19 protein-coding genes and 1 riboswitch are annotated in these 23,783 nt (G+C 63.8%); of the genes, 6 read left to right on the top strand and 13 right to left on the bottom strand.

Translation table 11 applies throughout. From position 1 onward, the window contains the following. Positions 1-7: 7 nt before the first annotated feature. The 4 genes from FCU66_RS06680 to thiB all read right to left on the bottom strand — a co-directional run bounded on the left by FCU66_RS06680 (position 8) and on the right by thiB (position 5,143). Positions 8-1,477 (bottom strand): M48 family metalloprotease, encoded by a 1,470-nt coding sequence (locus FCU66_RS06680; protein WP_126070873.1) that lies wholly within the window; start codon positions 1,475-1,477, stop codon positions 8-10. Positions 1,478-1,737: 260 nt separating this feature from the next. After that, complete coding sequence (gene thiQ / locus FCU66_RS06685; protein ID WP_136618397.1) at positions 1,738-2,520, bottom strand: thiamine ABC transporter ATP-binding protein; 783 nt, start codon at positions 2,518-2,520, stop codon at positions 1,738-1,740. Continuing rightward, positions 2,513-4,138 (bottom strand): thiamine/thiamine pyrophosphate ABC transporter permease, encoded by a 1,626-nt coding sequence (gene thiP / locus FCU66_RS06690; protein WP_136618398.1) that lies wholly within the window; start codon positions 4,136-4,138, stop codon positions 2,513-2,515. Before thiP ends, thiQ begins: the two co-directional genes overlap by 8 nt. Before the next feature lie 6 nt (positions 4,139-4,144). Further along, positions 4,145-5,143 (bottom strand): thiamine ABC transporter substrate binding subunit, encoded by a 999-nt coding sequence (gene thiB, locus FCU66_RS06695; RefSeq protein ID WP_136618399.1) that lies wholly within the window; start codon positions 5,141-5,143, stop codon positions 4,145-4,147. Between the two features lie 43 nt (positions 5,144-5,186). After that, positions 5,187-5,301: riboswitch (TPP riboswitch) on the bottom strand. Between the two features lie 87 nt (positions 5,302-5,388). Here thiB and FCU66_RS06700 point away from each other — a divergent pair. The 4 genes from FCU66_RS06700 (at position 5,389) to FCU66_RS06715 (ending at position 8,477) form a co-directional block, all read left to right on the top strand. Then, positions 5,389-6,033, top strand: a complete 645-nt coding sequence (locus tag FCU66_RS06700) for a thiamine diphosphokinase (RefSeq protein WP_136618400.1) — start codon at positions 5,389-5,391, stop codon at positions 6,031-6,033. A gap of 1 nt (position 6,034) precedes the next feature. Further along, the gene (locus FCU66_RS06705) at positions 6,035-7,855 is read left to right on the top strand and encodes an ABC-F family ATP-binding cassette domain-containing protein (RefSeq protein ID WP_136618401.1); all 1,821 of its coding nucleotides are present in this window, start codon (positions 6,035-6,037) and stop codon (positions 7,853-7,855) included. 80 nt (positions 7,856-7,935) lie between these two features. After that, a complete protein-coding gene (locus FCU66_RS06710; RefSeq protein WP_136618402.1) occupies positions 7,936-8,178 on the top strand; it encodes a type II toxin-antitoxin system CcdA family antitoxin in 243 nt (80 codons plus the stop codon). After that, the gene (locus FCU66_RS06715) at positions 8,178-8,477 is read left to right on the top strand and encodes a CcdB family protein (RefSeq protein ID WP_136618403.1); all 300 of its coding nucleotides are present in this window, start codon (positions 8,178-8,180) and stop codon (positions 8,475-8,477) included. Before FCU66_RS06710 ends, FCU66_RS06715 begins: the two co-directional genes overlap by 1 nt. Before the next feature lie 26 nt (positions 8,478-8,503). Here FCU66_RS06715 and FCU66_RS06720 read toward each other — a convergent pair whose 3' ends face one another. Further along, the gene (locus FCU66_RS06720) at positions 8,504-10,168 is read right to left on the bottom strand and encodes a hypothetical protein (RefSeq protein WP_136618404.1); all 1,665 of its coding nucleotides are present in this window, start codon (positions 10,166-10,168) and stop codon (positions 8,504-8,506) included. Positions 10,169-10,243: 75 nt separating this feature from the next. Beyond that, positions 10,244-11,542: an adenylosuccinate synthase gene (locus tag FCU66_RS06725; protein ID WP_126070881.1), complete on the bottom strand. Its 1,299-nt coding sequence runs from the start codon at positions 11,540-11,542 to the stop codon at positions 10,244-10,246. 292 nt (positions 11,543-11,834) lie between these two features. Between FCU66_RS06725 and FCU66_RS06730 the strand changes: the two genes are divergently transcribed. After that, positions 11,835-12,746 (top strand): DMT family transporter, encoded by a 912-nt coding sequence (locus FCU66_RS06730; RefSeq protein ID WP_136618405.1) that lies wholly within the window; start codon positions 11,835-11,837, stop codon positions 12,744-12,746. Between the two features lie 53 nt (positions 12,747-12,799). On the opposite strand, the gene serA is transcribed toward FCU66_RS06730, so the two are convergent. The 5 genes from serA to glmM form a co-directional block, all read right to left on the bottom strand. Beyond that, complete coding sequence (gene serA / locus FCU66_RS06735) at positions 12,800-14,401, bottom strand: phosphoglycerate dehydrogenase (protein WP_136618406.1); 1,602 nt, start codon at positions 14,399-14,401, stop codon at positions 12,800-12,802. 67 nt (positions 14,402-14,468) lie between these two features. Further along, positions 14,469-15,644: a phosphoserine transaminase gene (locus FCU66_RS06740; RefSeq protein WP_136618407.1), complete on the bottom strand. Its 1,176-nt coding sequence runs from the start codon at positions 15,642-15,644 to the stop codon at positions 14,469-14,471. Between the two features lie 200 nt (positions 15,645-15,844). Then, positions 15,845-16,603, bottom strand: a complete 759-nt coding sequence (locus FCU66_RS06745; protein ID WP_136618408.1) for an outer membrane protein — start codon at positions 16,601-16,603, stop codon at positions 15,845-15,847. Positions 16,604-16,808: 205 nt separating this feature from the next. After that, complete coding sequence (locus tag FCU66_RS06750) at positions 16,809-17,645, bottom strand: outer membrane protein (protein ID WP_136618409.1); 837 nt, start codon at positions 17,643-17,645, stop codon at positions 16,809-16,811. Between the two features lie 282 nt (positions 17,646-17,927). Then, positions 17,928-19,280 (bottom strand): phosphoglucosamine mutase, encoded by a 1,353-nt coding sequence (gene glmM, locus FCU66_RS06755; protein WP_136618410.1) that lies wholly within the window; start codon positions 19,278-19,280, stop codon positions 17,928-17,930. 368 nt (positions 19,281-19,648) lie between these two features. Between glmM and FCU66_RS06760 the strand changes: the two genes are divergently transcribed. Next, a complete protein-coding gene (locus tag FCU66_RS06760) occupies positions 19,649-20,503 on the top strand; it encodes a hypothetical protein (RefSeq protein ID WP_136618411.1) in 855 nt (284 codons plus the stop codon). A 278-nt stretch (positions 20,504-20,781) separates the two neighbouring features. Here the strand turns inward: FCU66_RS06760 and ftsH are convergent, their stop codons facing one another. Beyond that, positions 20,782-22,710, bottom strand: coding sequence for an ATP-dependent zinc metalloprotease FtsH (ftsH, locus tag FCU66_RS06765; RefSeq protein WP_023811859.1), 1,929 nt, complete (start codon positions 22,708-22,710; stop codon positions 20,782-20,784). A gap of 125 nt (positions 22,711-22,835) precedes the next feature. Further along, positions 22,836-23,783: PP-loop family protein (locus FCU66_RS06770; protein WP_136625399.1), on the bottom strand; the 948-nt coding region annotated here is incomplete at its 5' end.

Genomic DNA, 23,783 nt, shown 5'->3' on the forward strand with positions numbered 1-23,783 from the left:
AAGCGACTTACTTGTCGGTGACGATCTTGACCTTGTCGCCGGCCGAAACCGCGGCACCCGGCGACAGCGCGTTGAGCACGCGGAACAGGTCGAGCTTGCGGTCGACGCCGACCATCTGAGCCGAAAGCGAACCCATCGTCTGCCCCGGCTGAACGGTGACGACGCGGATATGCAGCGGCTTCAGCGCCGCCTTTTCGGCAGCGCTCAGGATACGGAACGATCCACTGACCGAACGCGCCACGGTGTCCAGCGAGGTGCTGGCCGAAGGGGCAGCGGTCAGCAGCCGGTAGACCTGGCCGCCGGCACGGATCACGGCGATGTCGAACTGCCAGCCTTCGGCGCCGGCATGCGCCGTCGCCGCCTCATTGCCGTTGATGGTTTCCTGCTTGACGGTGCTGTCGTCGAGACCAGCCACCCAGCCGCTGCGGATATAGTCGGTAAGCGCGCGGTTCTTGTCGATCGAGACGCCGTCGAAGCGGATCGCCATGTCACCGGGGCCGGTTGCGGTCACCGCGGCGGCCGAATTGTCGATGATGAAGCCCTGCGGCACCGAGAAGGACACGCCGAGGCCCGGATGCAGGAAGGTTTCGCCGCGCACATAGCCTTCCTCGGGCGTGTCGCCATAGAGCAGGCCGTCTATGCCGGCGAGGAAGGAATCGCGGTCGCGCGTGCCGAAACCTGGCGCGCCGAACTGGCGGGCATGGCGCTGCGCCAGATCGATGCGCTGCGGCGTATTGGGGTGCGTGGCCAGGAAGTCGAGGCTGGCGTCGGTGGCGCCGCTGATCGAACGGAAATCGGTATAGGCCGACATCGACTGCAGGAAGCGGCCGGCGGCGAAAGGATCGTAACCGGCTTCGCCGATCGACTTGATGCCGATGGCGTCGGCTTCCAGCTCCTGGTTGCGCGAGAATTGCGCCAGCCTCAGCTTGCCTCGGATCAGCGCCGCCTTGGCGGTCGGGCTGTCGCCGAGCACGTCGGAAACCACCTTGGTCGCCAGGCCTTCCTCGGCCTCGAGTTGCTGGCGCTGCAGGCCGTGATTGGCGGTGACGTGGCCCATCTCATGCGCGATGACCGCGGCTAGCTCGGCCGAATCATTGGCCAGCGCCAGCAGGCCGCGCGTGATGTAGAGATAGCCGCCCGGCAGCGCGAAGGCGTTGACGTTGGGCGAATTTAGGATGGTGATGCGATAGGTCTGCGTCGGGTTGGCCGAGACCACCGTCAGATTGCCGACCACCTTGGCGACCATGCGCTCGAGCTTGGGATCGGAATACTCGCCGCCATAGGTCGCCAGGATGCGCGGATGCTGCGCCTTGGCCAGTTCGGCGAGTTTGTTGTTGGCACCGACATTGTCGACGGTGATCGGCTTGTCGGATGGCTGGAAGCCGGATTCCTGAACCGCCGGCGGCGTGAACATCTGGCAGCTTGCCAGCGCCACGGCAAAGCCGGCCAGCGCAAGAAAGCGCGCCAGCGGCTTCATTCCTAGTGTGTTAGCGCCGATCGCCAGAACGGCTTCCTTTCGGGTCCCGGCGCATGATCACGAAAATCGGGGGCGATCTTCGGAATGTGTCATGCGCCATATCTCAAACTGCTGCAGTATCCGTTGCCCGTCCCTAGGGGCGGGCGGCGGATACTGCAGGCAAATCACGTCCTGTGCCGGACCAGTAGGGCGGACCTAGCCACACTCCTCCAGTCATGGCAAGCAAGCGCCACATCGCCTGGAACCGGTTTGGCCGTAAATTATGTCCGCTTCCGGGCAACATCTCGTGATACGGCATGCCCGGCACTCGCGCCGATATAGCGCCGGAACGCTTCCGGACCAGCCCCGGTGAAGAAATCATCCGCCTTGCCGGTTGCGGCGACCAACCCATTGTCGAGAAACACAATATGCTCGCCGATGCGACGGGCGTCTTCCGGCTGATGGGTGACGAACAGCACCGTCATGCCCCGCTCGGCATGAACGGCGGCGACCAGATCCAGCATGTCGTCGCGCAAAGCGGGCCCGAGCGAGGCGAAGGGTTCGTCGAGCAGCAGCACCGGCCGGTTGCGCACCAGCACCCGGGCCAGGGCGACGCGCTGGCGTTCCCCGCCGGAGAGCTCGCGCGGCAGGCGTCGTTCCTTGCCGGCAAGACCGGTGCGCGCAAGCGCCTCGGCGATCGCGGCGTGGTCCGCCTCGGTCAGCCGCAAGGATGGGGATCGGCCGAGCCCGACATTCTGCTCGACGGAAAGATGAGCGAAGAGATTGTTCTCCTGGAACACCATCGACACAGGCCGCACCGAGGGCGGCTCGGCGCTGACATCGACCCCGCCGATCAGCACGCGGCCCGACTGCGGGGTCTCGAAGCCGGCGACCAGATTGAGCAGCGTCGACTTGCCCGAACCGCTCGGCCCCATGATGGCGGTGATCTTCGCCGTGGCAAACTCGACGTCGAAGACAAGCGGCGCCTCGCCATAGCTGAACGACACCTTGTCCAGCCGCACCGGAGCGCCCTTTTCAAGCCTGCTGGCCGCCCCGTCACGCATCCCGGACCTTCTCTCTTCCCAGCCAGTGCGCCGCCACGATCAAGGCGAGGCAGACGAGGCCGAGCAGCAGTGCCAGGCCGGCGGCATCCTCGGTGCGGTAGCTGCCCATCCGCGCCAGGAGAAGGTAGGGCAATGTCTGCACGGAATCACTGCCGAACAAGGCAATGACGCCGAGATCGCCGAGCGACAACGCCATGGCGAAAGCAAAGGCGGTGGCGAGCGGCCGCCGCAGCGACGGCCAGTCGACCAGCATCAATCGGTTCCAGCCCGCAATGCCGAGCTGTGCACAGAGCCGTTCGTGACGCTCGCTCGCCGCATCATAGGCGGGACGGACGGCGCGCAGGGCGAACGGCATCGCCATCACCGCATTGACGGTGACGACCATGACCGGCGCAATGGCGAAGACATCGCCGACATGGCGTAGCAACAGGAACCAGCCGGCGCCAACGACGATCGGCGGCACGACAAGGACAAAGCCGGCGCCGGTATCGGTGGCGTGTTCGAGCATTGTCTTGCGGCCAGCCCGGCGGTTCAGCGCCAGGGCCCGCCGCGCCATGGTCAGCGCCAGCGACAGCGTCACCGAAAGCAGCGCCGACAGGAAGGCCAGTACCACGCTGGTCAGCGTCGCCTGCCGCACAGTGGCCTCACCGGCCAGCCGGCCGAGATCGGCACCCAACCCGGCCATAACTGTCGCCGCCATCGGCGCGACAACGAACAGCAACGCCAAGGCGATGAGCATGGCGTTCAGCCAGGTCTCGCTCCTGTTGACCGAGAGATAGCGGCGTTGCGCGACCGGCAGGTTGGTGTCGCCGACCACATTGGCGCCTAGCCGCGTCAGTGCCAGCACCACGATAAAGGTCAAGGCGATCTGCAGCAGCGTCAGTGTGACCGCGCGCGCGGGATCGAAATCGAAGCGCAGCGCCTGGTAGATGCCGACCTCCAGCGTCGTCGCGGCCGGCCCGCCGCCCAGTATCAGCACGATCGTGAAGGATGTGATGCAGAGCATGAAGACCAGCCCGGCGACACCCGGCAAAGCCGCACGCAGCGTCGGCCATTCGATCAGCCGGAACGCCGGCCGCGCCGCCATGCCGAGCTGGCTCGCCAGCCGCCATTGATCGGACGGTATGGTCTGCAGCGCCTCGAGGAACAGCCGCGTCGCCAACGGCAGATTGAAGAAGACATGGGCGACGAGAATGCCGGACAGGCCATAGATGCCCGGCCAGCTTCCACCGCCGATCACGGCGAGCACGCCGGCGAAATAGCCGGCACGGCCATAAAGCGCCAGGATACCGAGGGCCGCGACGATGGCCGGCAGCGCCAACGGTACGGCGAAGAGCTGCAGGATAAAGGCGCGGCCGAAGAAGCGTGGATGCCGCGACAGAGCGCGCGCCACGAACAACGCCGGCGCGACGGAAAGCAGCGTCGACAGCGCCGCCTGCCAGAGCGTGAAGCGAATGACGCGAAGCAGATAGGGGTCGAAGGCTGCCCAGGCGCCCGAGAAATCATGGACACCCTCGAAAAGCAGGCCGGCAAACGCGCCGCCGATCAGCAGCGCGATTGCAGCGAGCGCGACAATGCCGGCGCTGACGCGGGAATCCGTGGAATGCGCCGGCGCCATCGCTGCCTACTTGCTCATCACCGCCAGCCATTCATCGACCCAGGCCTTGCGGTTGGCGGCGACCTCCTCGGGGCTGAACAGCAAGGTCTTGGTCGGCTTGACCAGTTTGTCGAAAGCCGGGTTGAGCGGCTTGTCGGTCTTGCCTGCCGGGAACATCCAGTTGGTCTCGGGGATGGCATCCTGGAATTTCGGTCCGGTCATGAAAGCCATGAACTTTGCCGCCAGCGGATTCTTGGCTCCCGTCGTGGTGATGCCCGCCACCTCGATCTGCAGATATTCGCCCTCCTCGAAGGAGGCCGCCTGGTAGCGCTCGGTGTTTTCGGCAACCATGTGGTAGGCAGGCGACGTCGTGTAGGACAGCACCATCGGCGCCTCGCCCTTGGTGAACAGGCCATAGGCCTCGCTCCAGCCCGGCGTCACGGTCAGCACCTTCGCCTTGAGCTTGGCCCAAGCCTCCGGCGCCTTGTCGCCATAGACCGACTTGACCCACAGAAGCAGGCCGAGGCCCGGCGTCGAGGTGCGCGGATCCTGGATGACGATCTTGTCGTCGGCACTGCCTTCGACCAAGTTCTTCAGGCTTTTCGGCGGCGTCTTCAGCTTCTCGGTGTCGTAAACGACGGCGAAATAGCCGTAATCAAAGGGGACAAAAGTGTCGTCGCTCCAGCCGCCCGGCACATTGACGTCGGTCACCGCGCCATGCGGTGCGAACAGGCCTGACGCCTTGGCATCGGCGGTGAGATTGGTGTCGAGGCCAAGCACGATGTCGGCCTTGGTCGATGCGCCTTCCAGCTTGACGCGGTTGAGCAGCGCGACGCCATCGGCGACCGAAACGAACTCGACATCGCAGCCGCATTCGGCCTCGAATTCCTTCTTCACCACGGGACCCGGACCCCAATCGGCGGTGAAACTCTCATAGGTGTAGACGGTGAGCTTGTCCTTGGCCAAGGCCGGTCCGGACAGAACCACGGTCATTGCTGAGACAAGAGAATATAAAAGCGTGCGCATCGGCGCCTCCTTCGTTCGAATTGAAAGGAATTGAGGCGTCGGACTGTCCGAAACGTCTAATCCCTCCGCCGGTACAAACCGGATCAGGTTCAGCGGGTTGGCGAGACTGCCTCTCAGCCGGTCCGCGAAGATCGCGTCCGGCACCCCGTTAGAGCGTTTCGACACATAGGCCGGGCCGATCAGCCGCGCAAGTGGGAGTTTGCCGCCTTCCGTTTCCCGTGCCGGGCTGGTAAGGGCCACACGATATGAGCACATTCACCATCCTGCTTGGCGGCGATCTCATCCGCACGCCACGGCTCGACCGCCAGGTCGAAGGCTCCCGCGTCATCGCCGCCGACGCCGGCATCGGCCATGCGCGGCTGCTGGATCTCGTGCCGGAGCTGTGGGTGGGTGATTTCGATTCGGTGCCGGCCAACCTGCCTGACGATCTCGCTGCCGTGCCGCGCCGGACCTTCCCGGCGGAAAAGGACCAGACCGATGGCGAACTGGCCATCGCCGCCGCACTGGAGCGCGGCGCGACCAGACTGGTGCTCGCCGGCGCCTTCGGCGGCAAGCGCGCCGACCATGCTTTCCTGCATCTGGCGCTTGCCCTGCGGCTGGCCGAGGCCGAAACTGATGTGCTTTTGACCAGCGGCGCCCAGGAAGGCATTCCCCTGCTGCACGGAACGGCTGGCTTCGATTATGCCGACGGCACACTGTTTTCGGTGCTCGGCTTTTCCGAGCTTGCCGGCCTGACCGTCACCGGCGCCAAATGGCCGCTCGATCACGTCAAGGTGGCGTTCGGTTCGTCGCTGACCATCTCCAACGAGGTCAAGGGCCACCTCGAAATCGCGCTGGGCCATGGCCGCGCGATGCTGCTCGCTCATCCCTATCCCCTACCTGAAAGCTGACATGGCCCCGCCCCTTCTCAACCTCGACGGGATAAAGCTGACCTTCGGTGGCACGCCGCTGCTCGACGGTGCCGCCTTGACGGCTTCCGCCGGCGACAAGATCGCACTGGTCGGCCGCAACGGGTCGGGCAAGTCGACGCTGCTGAAGATCGCCGCCGGCCTGATCGAGCCGCAGGATGGCGAGGTGTTCCGCCAGCCTTCGGCGACCGTACGCTATCTGCCGCAGATGCCCGACATGGAAGGTTTTGCCAGTGTTCGCGCCTATGTCGAGGCCGGACTTGGCCCCGCCGACGACCCCTACCGCGCCAGCTATCTGATGGAGCATCTCGGCCTGTCGGGCGAAGAGCGTCCGAACGATCTGTCGGGCGGCGAGGCGAGGCGTGCGGCTCTTGCCCGTGTCATGGCGCCAGAGCCCGATATCCTGCTGCTTGATGAGCCGACCAACCATCTCGATCTCTCGGTGATCGAATGGCTGGAAGAAGAGCTCATCCGCACCTCCTCGGCACTGATCGTCATCTCTCACGACCGCCGCTTTCTCGAGCGCGTGTCGCGCGCCACGATCTGGCTCGATCGCGGCCAGACGCGCAGGCTGGACAAGGGCTTTGGCCATTTCGAGGAATGGCGCGACCTGGTGCTGGAGGAAGAAGAGCGCGAGCAGCACAAGCTCGGCCGCCAGATCGTGCGCGAAGAACATTGGCTGCGCTATGGCGTGACGGCGCGGCGCAAGCGCAACATGCGCCGGCTCGGCGAATTGCAGACCATGCGTCAGCGTTTCCGCGGCCACCGCGGCGCCGAAGGGTCGGCCACCATGGTGGCGAGCGACGCCGCCGAATCCGGCAAGCTGGTGATCGAGGCCAAGAACATCGAGAAGAGCTTTGGCGATCTGACCGTGGTCAAGGGGTTCTCGACCCGCATCCAGCGCGGCGACCGCGTCGGCCTGGTTGGGCCGAACGGCGCCGGCAAGACGACGCTCTTGAAGATGCTGACCGGCGAGATGAAGCCTGACGCCGGTTCGATACGGCTCGGCACCAATCTGGAGACCGCCACGCTCGACCAGAAGCGCGAGGCGGTCGACCCGCAAGAGACGCTGGCGCAATATCTCACCGACGGGCGCGGCGAAAACCTCGTCATCAATGGCGAGCAGCGCCACGTCGTCTCCTACATGAAGGATTTCCTGTTCAAGCCGGAGCAGGCACGCACCCCCGTGCGCGAGCTGTCCGGCGGCGAGCGGGCACGGCTGTTGCTGGCGCGTGTGCTGGCGCGGCCGGCAAACCTTCTGGTGCTGGATGAGCCGACCAACGATCTCGACATGGAGACGCTGGAGCTGCTGCAGGAACTGGTCGCCGGTTTTGCCGGCACCGTCATCCTGGTCAGCCACGACCGCGATTTCCTCGACCGCACCGTGACCAGCCTGATCGCGCCCGACGGTGACGGCCGCTGGATCGAATATGCCGGCGGCTACTCCGACATGCTCGCGCAGCGCGGCGGCACCCGGCTGGACGACCGCAAGGCGCGCGCGAGGGCCGACAACGGCGAAGCGGTGGCCACGACCAAAGGTGAAGCCGGCTCGCCAAAGGGGCCAGCAAAGAAACTGTCGTTCAAGCAGAAATTCGCGCTGGAATCCCTGCCCAAGAAAATCGAAGCCGTGATGGCGTCGATCTCGAGGCTTGAGAACAACATCGCCGATCCGGCCTATTACGAGCGCGACCCGGCCTCGTTCCAGAAGACCATCGCCGCCCTCGACAAGGAGCGCGCGACACTGGCGGCGCTGGAGGAAGAGTGGCTGGAGCTGGAGATGTTGCGCGAGGAGATGGAGGGGTAGTCTCACCGCAAGCAGCATCGCCTGATTATTGCAGTGACACGGAAATGCGCATACATTATGCGCATATTACGGAGGCTACCATGCGCAAGATTGCCTTGAATGCGATCCGTCAGCCAGCAAATCTGTCGATCGATTCGAACCTCATGAGGGAGGCCAAGGGCCTTGACGTGAATGTCTCGCGCGCCGCGGAGGCTGGCATCGCGGAAGCGGTGGCGGCCGAAAAAGCGCGCCTGTGGAAACTTGAGAACCGCGCCACCATGGATGCGTGGAACGACTATATCGAGAAGCACGGCATCCCGCTGGAAGAGTACCGGCAGTTCTGATGCCCCGCTACGATGTCTTCGCCGGTCGCATCGAAGGCAACTATTTGCTCGACGTTCAATCCGACCTGCTCGACAATTTCAAGACGCGGGTAGTCGTCCCGCTTCTGCCGGTCGCAACGGTGCCGCCGCCGATGCGAAAGCTTCATCCGATCTTCGAGATCAACGGCCGGAAGCTGGTCATGGCCACACACCTGATTGCCACCGTTCCGGCCGGCGAATTAGGCGAAAGTCGACTGAACCTGATTAAGCACCACGACGACATCGTCGCCGCACTCGACATGCTGTTCCAAGGCTTCTGAACGAAGGCGCCAGCCCGGCGCCGTTCTCAGCCCGCCGTCTTCGCCTGCCAGGCCTTGATCGCTTCGTCGAACACCTTCTCGCCGGGAATGCCCTTTTCCATGGTCAGCAATGCCCGCCGTCCGGTCTTGTAGACGACCGGCACGTCGATCCAGTCCTGACCGCGAAGCAAGGTCATGTTGGCGTCTTCGTCCGCCTTGGTGTCGTTGAGCGCGACGAGGAAGAAACCGTCGGCGATCTTGGCCGGAATGCCGATCAGTGGGCTGCCGGCATCCTGTTCCGAACTCTTCATGGCGACGCGCAGGATGTTGTCGACACCGCCGCCCTCGAAACCGTCGGGTGTGAGGAAGATCATCTCGATGATATGGCTGGCCGGCAAGGTCTGGTCGGTGTTGCGGCGGATGGTCATGCGCAACTGGATGTCCTTGCCGGGAATGGTTGCCTCGGCGCGGATAGCCGGCTCCGGCGGCAAGTCGCCACCCGGCGATTCCTGCACCAGCGACCAGACGATATTGCCGGGCTCCGCCGATCCCTGGGCGGTGCTGGTGCGTTCTTCATAGAAGATCGCCTTCTGGCCAACCGGCAGAGCGGTTTCCGCGGGCGCGGCTGCGGGTGCCGCTGGCGTGGCGCCTGCCGGAGCTGGCGGGGTGGCAGCAGCATCCGCCGGCGCAGCTCCGGCAGCAGGCGGCGTCGCGGGCGCGGCGCCCGGTGCCGGCGTGGTGGCAGGTGCGGCCGCAGCCGGGGTGCCGGCGGCCGGTGCAGAAATCGCCGGCGCGTTGGTCGCCGAGGGCGGCGTGGTCAGCGCGGCAACCGATTCGCCTTCGCCGATGCCGCTTTGTCCGCCGGCCGGGCCGGGATCGACTTCACTGCCCTGCGGCGTCAGCCGCTGGGTGAATTTCGTGCTTTCGGCTTCCGTGCCGCCGGCTGCGGGCGCCGGCGGCGTTGCCGCCGTATCGGTTGCCGGCTTGACGGGTGCGGGCTTCACCGGTTCGGTCTTCGCGACCTGGTTGCCTCCAAGCCCGAGCATCTTGCCGAAAGCGTCCTTGTTCAGCCAGATGCCGTAGCCGCCGCCGGCAACGACCAACAGCGCGACGACAGCGGCGATCAGTCCGCCATAGCTGCGCTTGCGCTCGGCGGGACGCAGCCGCTGGAAGGTGTCGGACACCGGCTCTTCGTTGCTGGAAAAGACATCGGCCCCGTCGTCCGCCTCGTCGGCGTCCATACCTGCAGCGTCCATACCTGCAAGAGGCGCGTCGGCGCGAGCCGGCTGGGCAGGCGCCGGCGTCGGCCTTTGCCAGCTTGGCTCGACGTTGGCGGCAGGTGGAGGTGCCGGTCGATAGGGTTCAGGCTTGGCGGCGGGCGGTGCCGGCCAGGCCGATTCCGCTTTCGCCGGCTGCCATGTGTGGCTCGGCTGGTTCTTGTTGCGATCGATCGAGGAAAAGATGTGTTCCAGTTCCGCGAGCGGGTCGGTCTCCGGCACGCTCTTGGCATAGTCCCGCTCGACATTCGCAATGGCGTCTTCCAGGCCACGCTTCTGCTTGGCGGCATCCTCCGGCGAAAACGGCGGATCGCGCTGGGCAATCTTCGCTGCGATCGTAATGCGAGCCTTGTCATAGACCTTCGCCCGCATCTCTGGCGACTGATCGCCGAGACCGTCTATCGCTTTCTTCAGAACAAAACCGAAATCTGCCATGCTTCAGTCGACCTGTATTTTGTTTCCGCGCCGGCCCCCGCAAATCAGCCGCGATGCCCGGAAAGGCTTCAGAAACTAGTCTTGAAACGGATCGGTCACAAGTATCGTGTCGTCGCGTTCCGGGCTGGTGGAAAGGAGCGCAACCGGGGCACCGATGAGCTCCTCGATGTAGCGGACATACTTGACGGCCTGGGCCGGCAGATCGTTCCAGCTGCGCGCGCCGGCGGTGGTGCCTTTCCAGCCCTCGAGCGTCTCGTAGACCGGCTCCACGCGTGCCTGCGCACCCTGGCTGGCCGGCAGATAGTCGATCATCTCGCCGTCGAGCCGGTAGCCGGTGCAGACCTTGATCTCGTCCAGCCCGTCGAGCACGTCGAGCTTGGTCAGCGCGATGCCCTTGATGCCGTTGACGGCAACAGCCTGGCGCACCAGCACCGCATCGAACCAGCCGCAGCGGCGCTTGCGCCCGGTGACGACGCCGAATTCATGGCCGCGCGTGCCGAGGAATTCGCCGATCTCGTTCTTCTGCTCGGTCGGGAACGGACCTTCGCCGACGCGCGTCGTATAGGCCTTGGTGATGCCCAACACATAGCCGATGGCGCCCGGGCCAACGCCGGAGCCGGCAGCCGCCTGGCCGGCGACCGTATTCGACGAGGTGACGAACGGGTAGGTGCCGTGGTCGATATCGAGCAGCGTGCCTTGCGCGCCCTCGAACAGGATGCGCTCGCCAGCCCGGCGCTTGTCGTCGAGGATTTTCCAGACCCGGTCCATGTAGGGCAGGATCTCGTGCGCAACCGAAGTCAATTCCTGCATGATCGCATCATGCGTGACTTCCGCATGGCCAAGCCCCCGACGCAGCGCATTGTGGTGCGTCAGCAGCCTGTCGACCTTCAAGGGCAGCGTTTCCAAATCCGCCAAATCCATCACCCTGACCGCGCGCCGGCCCACCTTGTCCTCGTAGGCGGGGCCGATGCCACGACGGGTCGTGCCAATCTTCGTTCCGGAATTGGAGGCGGCGTCCTCGCGGAATCCGTCCAGTTCCCGATGCAGGGACAGGATAAGCGCTGTGTTTTCGGCTATTTTCAGGCGATCCGGCGTTACTTCGACACCTTGCGCCTTGAGCTTCGCCACTTCGGCGACGAAAGCGTGCGGGTCGAAAACGACGCCGTTGCCGATGATGGACAGCTTGCCCTGGCGCACGACGCCCGACGGAAGCAACGACAATTTGTAGACCTTGCCATCGACGACCAGCGTGTGGCCGGCATTGTGGCCGCCCTGGAAACGCACCACGACATCGGCCCGCTCCGACAGCCAGTCGACGATCTTGCCCTTGCCTTCGTCGCCCCATTGCGAGCCGACGACCACCACATTGGCCATGTTTGTTTTCCCTTGAGATGCCGCGTGGCGGCTGGAAGACTGTTCAAAACGACAGGCCTCTATAACGTCAAGACCTCGCGAGCGCGACCTTTCTTTGCCGCCGAAAATGCCTTGAGGCACAACAATTTTCGGCTTTGACATCATTTACTTGGGCGCACGAGGGCAATAGGCCGACAAACACCGCGGCTTGTCCTTAAAGCGCGTCGCGACGCGCCTTTTGTTTCATGCATGTCGTTGTCCCAAAACCGCTGCCCACTTTTGGGCGACATGCAACAGTGCCCGGAATCCCGCGATGCATCGAAGCGCCTACATATTCCTGCTGCTCACCACCTTGCTGTGGGGTGGCAACTCGGTGGCCGGCAAGCTGGCGGTCGATCACATCTCGCCAATGACGCTCGTCTTCCTGCGCTGGGTGCTGGCCGTGGCGATCATGCTGCCGATAGGCTGGAAGACAATACGCAAGGACTGGCCGGTGGTGCGCAAGCACTGGCTCGTGCTGGCAGCGCTGGGCGCCAGCGGCTTCGCCTTGTTCAACACCATCTTCTACACGGCGCTCAACTACACGACAGCGATCAACGTCTCGATCGAACAGGCGGCGATGCCGATCTTGATCATCGTCGCCAATTTCGTCTTCTTCCGCCTGCGCGTGAACTGGGCGCAGATCGTCGGCGTCGTGCTGACCATCGCCGGCGTGATCCTCACCGCCTGCCACGGCGACCCGCGCCGGCTATTGACGCTGGAGCTCAATTTCGGCGACGCCATCATGCTGGTCGCCGTGTTTCTCTACAGCGGCTATTCGGTCGGGCTGCGGCTGAAGCCGGTGATACATTGGCAGAGCCTGATGCTGGCCCTGTCGGTTGCCGCGCTCGTCACTTCGCTGCCGTTCTTCCTGTGGGAGGTCGCCGTCGGCAAGGTCATCGTGCCCGACGCGCGTGGCTGGGCCGTCATCGTCTATACCGCGATCGGCGCCTCGGTCATCTCGCAGATCTTCTACATCAGGGGCAACGAATTGATCGGCGCCAACCGCGCCGGCCTGTTCATCAATCTGGTGCCGATCTTCGGTACGCTGCTGTCGGTGCTGATCGTCGGCGAGACGTTCCAGCTCTATCAGGCACTGGCCTTGGTGCTCGTGCTGGGCGGCATCGGGCTTGCCGAATACAGCGGGCGCAAGACGGCGATCCAGCGATCCACCAGGACACGCTGAACGAAAAGGCGCGGACCGGGCCGCGCCTTTGGATCTTTCACGGCAGTCCGGGATCACATCGCGTTGACGTCGAACTGCAGCCGCTTGGCCGAATCGATCGACTTGTGCGCCTTGATCTTTTCCAGAACCGACTCAGGGAACGGCGCGTCGAGATAAAGCAGCGCGATGGCATCGCCGCCGGGCCGGTTGCGGCCGAGCTGGAAGTTGGCGATGTTGACGCCGTTCTCGCCGCACACGGTGCCTAGCAGGCCGATGATGCCCGGCGCGTCGGCGTTGGTTGTGTAGAGCATGTGCTGGCCGACCTCGGCATCGAGATTGATGCCCTTGATCTGGATGAAACGCGGCTTGCCGTCGGAGAAGCAGGTGCCGGCGATCGAGCGCGTCCTGTGCTCGGTCGTCACCGTCAGCTTGATGTAGCCGTCGAACACGCCCGACTTGTCGCGCTTGACCTCGGCAACAATGATGCCGCGCTCCTTTACCATGATCGGCGCCGACACCATGTTGACGTCGGAGACCTGCGGCCGGATCAGCCCAGCGAGAGCCGCGCTGATCAGGGCGCGCGTGTTCATGGTCGCGGTCGAGCCGTCGAACAGGATCTCGACCTCTTTGATCGGATCCTCGGTGACCTGGCCGACGAAGGCGCCGAGCACTTCGGCGAGCTTGACGAAAGGCTTCAGCCGGGGCGCTTCCTCGGCGGTGATCGAGGGCATGTTGATGGCGTTGGAGACGGCGCCCTTGATCAGATAGTCGGACATCTGCTCGGCCACATGCAGCGCGACGTTCTCCTGCGCCTCGGTGGTCGAGGCGCCGAGATGCGGCGTCGCCACGACATTCTCCATGCCGAACAGTTCGTTGTTCTCGGCCGGTTCGACCTCGAACACGTCGATACCGGCGCCCGCCACCTTGCCGCTCTTCAGCGCCGCGACCAGGTCGGCCTCGACGATCAGGCCGCCGCGCGCGCAATTGATGATGCGCACGCCGTTTTTCATCTTGGCGATCGTGGCCGCGTTGATGATGTTGCGCGTCTTGTCGGTCAGCGGGGTATGCAAGGTGATGAAGTCGGCGCGGGCGAAAAGCTCGTCGAGCTCGACCTTCTCAACGCCGAGCTCCTCGGCGCGGCTGTCCGACAGGAACGGATCGAAGGCGATGACGTGCATCTTCAGCCCGACGCCGCGCGTGGCGACGATCGAGCCAATATTGCCGCAGCCGATGACGCCCAGCGTCTTGCCGGTGATCTCGATGCCCATGAAGCGGTTCTTTTCCCACTTGCCGGCATGCGTCGAGGCATTGGCTTCCGGGATCTGGCGGGCCAGCGCGAAGATCATGGCAACCGCATGCTCGGCGGTGGTGATCGAATTGCCGAAGGGCGTGTTCATCACGATGATGCCCTTGCGGCTCGCCGCCGGGATGTCGACATTGTCGACGCCGATGCCGGCGCGGCCGACGACCTTGAGCCTCGTGGCGGCGTTGATCAGCTTTTCGGTGACCTTGGTTGCCGAGCGGATGGCGAGGCCATCATACTGGCCGATCACTTCGGCGAGCTTTTCCTTGTCCTTGCCGAGATCGGGCAGATAGTCGACCTCGATGCCGCGATCCTTGAATATCTGCACGGCGGTGGTGGAAAGCTTGTCTGAGACGAGAACGCGGGGCGCCATGGCGGCCTCCTTGAAATGGATTAATCCTGATGGGAATGAGCGGCCCGAAGGCCGCTACCGGACGATGTCAGGCCGCCGCTTTGAGCGACGCCTTCTGTGCGGCGAAGGCCCAGTCGAGCCAAGGCAGCAGCGCTTCGAGATCTGATGTCTCGACCGTCGCGCCACACCAGATGCGCAGACCGGGCGGTGCATCGCGATAGGCGCCGATATCATAGGCGACACCTTCCTTGTCGAGCACTGACACCAGTCCCTTGGCGAAAGCCGCCTGCCCGTCGGCGTCGAGCGCGGACACATCCGGGTCGGTGAAGGATAGGCAGACCGAGGTGTTCGACCGCGTCGCCGGCAGGGTGGCGAGATGACCGAGCCATGAGGACTTGCCGACAAAGCGATCGAGGACGGCCGCATTGGCATCCGCCCTGGCGATCAGCGCATCGAGGCCACCGATCGACTTCGCCCAGTTGAGCGCATCGAGATAGTCCTCGACGCACAGCATCGAGGGCGTGTTGATGGTCTCACCCTTGAAGATGCCCTCGATCAGCTTGCCGCCCGAGGTCAGGCGGAAGATTTTCGGCAGCGGCCACGAAGGCTTGTAGGTCTCCAGCCGCTCGACGGCACGAGGCGACAGGATGAGCATACCGTGTGCGCCCTCGCCGCCCAGCACCTTCTGCCAGGAGAAGGTGACGACATCGAGTTTTTCGAAATCGAGCCTCTGTGCGAAGGCGGCCGAAGTCGCGTCACAGATGGTCAGGCCCTTGCGGTCCGCGGGAATGAAATTGCCGTTCGGCACCCGCACGCCGGACGTGGTGCCGTTCCAGGTGAAGACCACATCGCGGTCGAAATCGATCTTTGTCAGGTCCGGCAGTTCGCCATAGCCGGCTTCGATCTTGCGCACATCGGCGAGCTTCAATTGCTTGACCACGTCGGTGACCCAGCCGGAGCCGAAGCTCTCCCAGGCGACCATGTCGACGCCGCGCTCGCCGAGCAGCGACCACAGCGCCATCTCGACAGCGCCGGTGTCCGATGCCGGCACGATGCCGATGCGGTAACCCGCCGGGACCTGGAGAATGTCCCGCGTCAGTTCGATCGCCTGTTCGAGCTTGGTCTTGCCGATCTTGGCGCGGTGGGAACGACCGAGCGCAGCGGCTTTGAGCGCCTCGACCGACCAGCCGGGGCGTTTTGCGCAGGGACCTGAGGAAAAATTGGGGTTTGCCGGACGGAGTCCGGGCTTCGTATGCGTCGTCATCGTGGTCTATCCTTCCAGATAGTGGCCCCTCGTTGGGGAGGGGTGGCCCACGGACGGCGATATGCGTTCAGGCTTCGGGCGTCAAGAGGAAAGTTTTTGTCGCTGGCGGGATACCGGCGATTCGTGATCAGGATTTCGTGACTTCAAATGCAAACGACGGACCCGAAGATCCGCCGTCCTGATCCTCGTGCTCGTGGCGCCTACCAGAGATCGTAGCGCAGCCCGAGCTTGACCTGATGATTGCTGATCCCTTTGTGGATCGGGTAGGAATTCAGGCTCTCGGCCGTCACGTATTCGGCGTCGGGGGCGGAAAAATACTGATAGCCCAGATCGACGGAAACATTCTTCGACAGCTGGTAAGCAAGGCCGGCATTCAGCGTATAGGCCAGGGAGTACTGGGCCTTGCTATCACTCACCACGAAATCGTCCGTGTCATCGCCATTCTCCGTGAGATAGCTCGCCGAGAGGCTGCGCTTGCTGCGGACGACACCGATACCGGCGCCGAGATAAGGCGTGATCCCGACATAGGTGCCAAGATCGACATAGCCGTTGAGCATGCCCGAGTAGGCGTAGTTCTTCAGGGACGCCGATGCCACGGTCGGCTCTGCCGCAGTCGCTGAATCGTCATAGCCGATGCCGATCTTGTTGCCAGGCAAATAGCCGAGATTAAGGTCGGCGCGCAGATAGTCGTTGAAATGGTAGCCGAAGCCGATGCTGGCAAAGATCGGATCTTCCTTGTTGCTGAAGCTCGCCGACGCGGAGGCGAAATCCTCATTGTCGAAGCTCTTCTGCGGCAGATAGGAAACATCCCCGCGCAGATACCAGCCGGAGCCGACCTCGACCGGCACATAGTCGGGCGCCTGGTCGGCATAGACCGGCGGATCGTAGTCGGCTGCGTGCACGGGCGTCAGCGGTGCGAGGGCGAGTGCGACAAGCGCCATACGCGATGTGAGTTTCATGGTCCCCGACTCCCGAATTTGGCGCCGCAAGCAATCGCAACGGCAGCCATCGTTTCAAGGAGCATTGTTAACCATAGTGGTTAAGTGCCGGTTAAGGCTAACGGAGCGTTAGCAGATTGATTTTCAAGAATTTCAGCCGAAACGCACAAACGAAAACCGCCCGGTCGATGCCGGGCGGTTCGCGAACTTTCAAGCAGTTCAGGTGTTACTTGGTGTAGATCGGCTCGGGTTCGGGCTGGTAGGCCACGACCGGCGCGGCGCACCCGTTGTTGCCCCCGAACTGATAGCGCAGGCCACCGCGCACTTCGTGCGTGTTGATGCCACGGTCGAAGCCAGGGCCGGAGCTGCTCACGTCCCATTCGAACATGCGGCCGCCCTGGATGTGGCTGAAGCGGTAGCCAGCATCGAGGATGATCTTGTCGGTCAGGCAGTAGGAAGCGCCGGCCATCAGAGCGTAGGCGAAACGCCAGTTGGACGCTCCCGGATTGGTCTCGGTGGTGTTCGGGTCGTAGACAGTATCCCACTTGACGCGCGCACCGCCGATGCCGGCACCGACATAGGGCGTGATGCCGTGATAGGTGCCGAGATCGACATAGGCATTGGCCAGCAGCAGCAAGGCGCTCATTTTCGACACTTCGGTCGATGTTCCGTTGATATCCGAGGTGCCGCCGTTGAAGTTCGACTTGAACCAGTAGTCGGCGGTCAGATCGGTACGGAAGTGGTCGTTGATCTTGTAGCCGACGCCGGCGCCGAGCGAGAAGCCGCCCTTGAGCTTGCCGAAATCGAAGCTTCTGGTGCCGGGCGTGACCGTACAGTTACAGGGATCGACGGTGTAGGTCATATAGTCGATGCCGCGCACGGTCGACTTGTGATAGTCGATGTCGCCACGGATATACCAGCCGCCGACTTCGGCCGGCTGCTCGTATACGGCCTGAGGCGGAGCCTCTTCGACCACCGGCTCCGGCAGGTCGGCTGCGAACAACGGTCCTGCCAGGCTCGCGAACAGTAAGGCGAGCAGGGCCTTTCTTGCTGTATTGAACATGCTTGTCACCCCTGAGAAGCTCGGAACGGCGAACCCGCCCGAAATGCGATTGGCTTTCAGTCGTGGATAATGAATTGCAAAGGTTAAAACGCGTTTAACCCTGTTGCTTAACCACGAATCTCGAAACTTCTAGGAATCGATGCCCGATTTCCGGAGGCCGGAATCGACCGCCGGACCAACGAAAAAGCCCGCCGGGAAGGCGGGCTTTGAGCTGGTGAAGCTGTGCGCGGCGACGCCCTTCCAGGCGCGCTGGGGGCAACGCCCTGCCGGGCGCTCTGGGGATCAGGCGGCGCTGCGCGTTTCCGAGATGACTTCCACGATGCCATTGACGACGGACTCGACCAGTTGCGGGTCGTCGCCCTCGGCCATCACGCGGATCAGCGGCTCTGTGCCGGATGGCCGGATAACCAGCCGCCCGGCCTTGCCGAGGCGGTGACGGGCATCTTCGATGGCTGCCTTGACCGGCGCTTCCTCGAGCGGCTTGCCGCCGGAAATATGGACGTTCTTGAGAAGCTGCGGCACCGGTTCGAATTTCTTCGACAGTTCGCTGACCGGCCGCCCCTGCCGCTTGATACAGGCCAGCACCTGCAGCGCCGAAACGAGGCCATCGCCAGTGGTCGAGAAATCCGACAGCACGATATGGCCCGATTGTTCGCCGCCGACATTCAGCCCATGCGCGCGCATATGCTCGACGACATAACGGTCGCCGACCTTGGTGCGGTGCAATTGCAGCTTCATGTCGCCGAGGAAGCGCTCGAGGCCGAGATTGGACATGACCGTCGAAACGACGCCGCCGCCGGCCAGCCGCCCGCTCTGGTGCCAGGATTCGGCGATCAGTGCCATGATCTGGTCACCATCGACGATCGCGCCGTTTTCATCGACGATGACGACGCGATCGGCATCGCCATCGAGCGCGATGCCGATGTCGGCGCGCACTTCGTGCACCTTCTTCTGCAGGCCCGCGGGATGGGTCGAGCCGCATTCCTTGTTGATGTTGAAGCCGTTGGGCTCGACATTGATGGCGACGACTTCGGCGCCCAGTTCCCAGAGCGCCTCGGGCGCTACCTTGTATGCCGCGCCATTGGCGCAATCGACGACGATCCTCAAGCCGGAGAGTGACATCGAGCGCGGCAAGGTGCGCTTGGCGAATTCGATGTAGCGATCATGCACGCCATCGACGCGCTTGGCGCGGCCAAGCCCGTCGGAATCGGCGAGCGCCAGTTCGATATCCTTGTCGAGCATGCTCTCGATGCGCTCCTCGATCTCGTCGGAGAGCTTGTAGCCGTCGGGTCCGAACAGCTTGATGCCGTTGTCGTAGTAGGGATTGTGCGAAGCCGAGATCATGACGCCGATATCGGCGCGCAGCGAACGCACCAGCATGGCCACCGCAGGTGTCGGGATCGGGCCGAGCAGGAACACGTCCATGCCGGCGGCACAGAGACCGGCGACCATGGCATTCTCGATCATATAGCCGGAAAGCCTGGTGTCCTTGCCGAGCACGACGCGGTGGCGATGGCTGCCGCGCTGAAAGGAGAGGCCGGCTGCCATGCCGACCCGCATCGCGATTTCCGCGGTCATCGGAAACTTGTTGGCGCGCCCGCGAATGCCGTCCGTGCCGAAATAATTCCCTGCCATGCTAGCCAGTTTCCTCGACGTTTCTTCCCTGGCACGTCATGCCACAATTGGCCAGGGCGCTATGATCACATTGTGTGATTATATGTTACCAATCCTTAGAAAATCATTGTTGTGCGCCGCACACAACATGGCTGCAACCTAACACGCCGAGACTGCCACGCTGCAATATACCAGTTATGCGAGCCCTTCAGCGCAGATGCACCTGGAAAATCTTGCTCTGAAGCCGTCAACGGGCAACGATTTCATCACCTTATCGGGAGAAGCCAGCTTTCGGCGATATATACGCCACTTAGCATCTGGCGCAACCGACCGTTGAGCGTTATTGATTCGCAGGGACGTATCATGGGCTGCTGCAACGGAGAAACGCTATGCTCATCCACCGACTTGCCACTTTGACCGGCCTCGCCGTCGCGACCTTGTTCCTGGCCGCGCCAGCCAACGCACTGACGATGGCCGAGTGCAGCACGAAGTACAATGCCGCCAAGGATGCGGGGACACTCGCCGGGGCGACCTGGAACCAGTTCCGCAAGGCCCAGTGCGGCACTGACGCTGCGGCCACGACCGACGCCAAGCCAGCCGATACCAAGAAAGCGACCGACACCAAGAAGGCTGCCGAGACGAAACCGGCCAAGGCGACCAAGGCAGCCGCTGCGGCGGACGACAGCACGGCCAAGGGCCTGACGGCGAAGGAATGCAGCACCAAATACCAGGCGGCGAAGGCTGCCGGTACGCTGAACGGCATGAAGTGGAACGACTTCCGCAAGTCCGAATGCGCCGCCGGTGCATCCGCCGCTGCCGCCGCCAAGCCGGCAACCACCAAGGCTGCCGCGGCTCCCGCCGACGGCAAGGGTCTGAGCATGGCCGAATGCAGCACCAAGTATCAGGCTGCCAAGACGGCCAACACGCTGAAAGGCATGAAGTGGAACGACTTCCGCAAGTCCGAATGCGGTGCCGGCGCATCGGATGACGACACCGTGCCAGCTGCCGACGAGGCGAGCTACACCAAGGAGCCGGCGAAGCCGACGACGGCTGCGCCCAAGGGCGTCACTTTCCCGTCCGCGATCTCGGCGAAATATGCCAGCGAGACTCCCGGAAAAGGCCGCATGCATACTTGCCTCGACCAGTACTATGCCCTCAAGGACGCCAATGCGCTTGGCGGCCTGAAGTGGATCCAGAAGGGCGGCGGCTTCTATAGCCTGTGCAACGCCAAGCTGAAGAGCTGAACGACAACGACATCTGAGCAAGAAAAGGCCCGCGAACCGCAAGGTTCGCGGGCCTTTTTGTTGAGCGGCGTTTATTTAGGAATGACCACATCCGCGCTGGGAAGCGCGGTGGCCGACGCTGCCAATCTCCCCCGCAAGGGGGGAGATTGGCAGTCACGCGGGCTTTCGCCAATCGTCAACGTCGCAGATGCAAGGTCGCGGACGACTCCTCCCCAACCGCAAACAAAAACGCCGCGGACATGCCGCGGCGTTTCTAAAATCAACCTGCTTGGTCGAACTCAGCTCGACGGCTGCGGTTCCATGCCGCCTTCGGGCTCCGGCCCCTTCTTGCGCCGGCCGCCGGACTTCGGCACGGCCGAGCCGCGGCTCGGCGGCGTGTCGTCGCCAAGGTCGCGCGCTGGCTTGTGACCGGCGATCAATTGCTTGATCTCCTCGCCGGACAGCGTCTCGTATTCCAGCAGGCCTTGCGCCAGCGCGATCCATTCCTTCTTCTTCTTGGTCAGGATGGACTTCGCCGACGAATAGGCCTCGTCGATCAGGCGGCGCACTTCGGCATCGATGATCTGCGCCGTCTCTTCCGAGACGTTCTGCGTGCGCGCCACCGAATGGCCGAGGAACACTTCCTCCTGGTTGTCGCCGTAGGCGACATGGCCGAGCTTGTCGGAAAAACCCCAGCGCGTAACCATGGCGCGGGCCAGCTTGGTCGCCTGCTCGATGTCCGAGGAGGCGCCGGAGGTGATGTTCTCCTTGCCGAACTTGAATTCCTCGGCGACACGGCCGCCCATCATGATGGCGAGCCGCGAGATCATGTATTTGTAGCTCATCGAATAGCGGTCGCCTTCCGGCAGCTGCATGACCATGCCGAGTGCGCGGCCGCGCGGGATGATGGTGGCCTTGTGCAGCGGATCTGCCGACGGCACGTTGAGCGCGAGGATGGCGTGGCCGGCCTCGTGGTAGGCGGTGAGCTCCTTCTCGGCCTGCGTCATGGCCGACGAACGACGCTCGGCGCCCATCATGATCTTGTCCTTGGCGTCCTCGAATTCGGCCATGGTGACGAGACGCTTGTTGCGGCGTGCCGCCATCAGCGCGGATTCGTTGACGAGGTTCATCAGGTCGGCGCCGGAGAAGCCCGGCGTACCGCGCGCGATCACCTTGAGGTCGACATTGGGGGCCAGTGGCACGTTGCGCACATGCACCTTGAGGATCTTCTCGCGGCCGACGATGTCGGGGTTCGGCACCACAACCTGGCGGTCGAAGCGGCCTGGCCTGAGCAGCGCCGGATCAAGCACGTCGGGCCGGTTCGTGGCAGCGATCAGGATGATGCTTTCGTTGGATTCGAAGCCGTCCATCTCGACCAGCAACTGGTTCAGCGTCTGCTCGCGTTCGTCATTGCCGCCGCCGAGGCCGGCGCCGCGATGACGGCCGACAGCATCGATTTCGTCGATGAAGATGATGCAGGGCGCGTTCTTCTTGGCCTGGTCGAACATGTCGCGGACGCGGCTTGCACCGACGCCGACGAACATCTCGACGAAGTCCGAACCGGAAATGGTGAAGAACGGCACATTGGCTTCGCCGGCAACCGAGCGGGCGAGCAGCGTCTTGCCGGTTCCCGGAGGACCGACAAGCAGCACGCCGCGCGGGATCTTGCCGCCGAGCCGCTGGAACTTCTGCGGATCGCGCAGGAACTCGACGATCTCCTCCAGATCTTCCTTGGCTTCGTCGACGCCGGCAACGTCCTGGAAGGTGACGCGGCCATGCGCTTCGGTGAGCAGCTTGGCCTTCGACTTGCCGAAGCCCATGGCGCGCCCGGACCCGGACTGCATCTGGCGCATGAAGAATATCCAGACGCCGAGGATGAGGATCATCGGCAGCCATGAGATCAGATAGCCGAACAGCGAATTGGAACCGTCTGTTTCAGGCCGCGCGTTGATGGTGACGTTCTTGTCCTGCAGCCGCGAGACCAGCGAAGGATCGCCGGGCGAATAGGTCTGGAAGCCGCTGGCATTGTCGGTGTAGGTGCCGCTGATGCGAGCGCCTGCGATGGTCACTGTCTTGACCCGACCCGCCGCGACATCCTGCAGGAACTGCGAATAAGGCACATCGCTGGAGGCCCCTCGCGTCTGCGGCGTCTGGAACAGATTGAACAGGGCGATGAGCAGGACCGCTATGATCGCCCAAAGCGCGAGGTTGCGATAGTTCGGATTCATCAATTGTCCCGTTGGCGTCCGCTGGGCGGACACGCGTCATGAGAGGAAACTTGGGTCTAACATAGGGAGAGCGTCTCCCCTTGCCAAGCATAACAGCACGTCTGGGTTAAGCTTTCGCGCAACCATCAACCGGCACTGTGGCCGCTGAAAGGCAAGGGTGGAACCGGGGCCGCGCCAATCAGCCCAGCGACGGCCTGTGCCGGCGCCAGATCAAAGGACGGCAGGAAGCGGGCAAAAGGCGCAACGACCGGCCGCACCTCAACCATCGCGGACACCCCTCCATGTCCAGGCAAACCAAGGCATTCCCCGGCCTGCCACAATGCCGGCTCGGTGGCGAGCGCGGCGCGCATCAGGCTCGGTGGGGTTTTTCCTTCACCCATCGCCAGCCGCTTCGCCGCGGCTTTGCCGAACGGGGCAATCAACAATGCGCCGCTGCTGTCGTTCAATGTGATGTGGCGGCGGCCATCCCAGAGGGCGCTGCCGGTGGCGGCAGCGGCGGCGGGCAAGTTGCGCGCCTCGCGGCGCAGGAAGATGCCGGCGCGCCGGAAATCGACAACCGTCCGCGACAATGTGGCGCAAAGAAATCCGGCCTTTAGCCGGCCGAACACCGCCTCGCTGCGGGCCTGATCCGGCAGGAAGGCAATCCCGCCGGTCGTGGCCAGCAGGATGCGCAACGCATAGACGGCCGCCCGCTCGTCGCCGGCGGAAAGCAAGCCTGGATCAAGACGAATGAGCCCGCAGGCCGGCTGGGTCGCGAAATCGCCGATCAAGCTTGCGGCAGCGAGGCCGAGTTGACTGCGCGCACGGCCCTCATGCGCGGCCAGCGCCAGTGCATCGTCGATGCGCCGCGCACCGTTGCCGTCGGCAAGGGCTGCCCGCATGCGCGGCCGCTCGAAAGCCTCGTCGGCATTGGTCGGGTCTTCGGCCCAGTCGACATTTTGACGGCGCAGGACGTCGCGCAGCGCCGCGCGCCGCAACCTGAGAAGCGGCCGCACGATCCAGCTGCGCCAATCATACAAGGTGGCGGGCGCCATGCCGGCAAGTCCCCGGCCTGCCATGCCGGCATGGCCTCG

The organism is Mesorhizobium norvegicum (assembly GCF_004919685.1).
Classification (GTDB): Bacteria; Pseudomonadota; Alphaproteobacteria; order Rhizobiales; family Rhizobiaceae; genus Mesorhizobium; species Mesorhizobium norvegicum.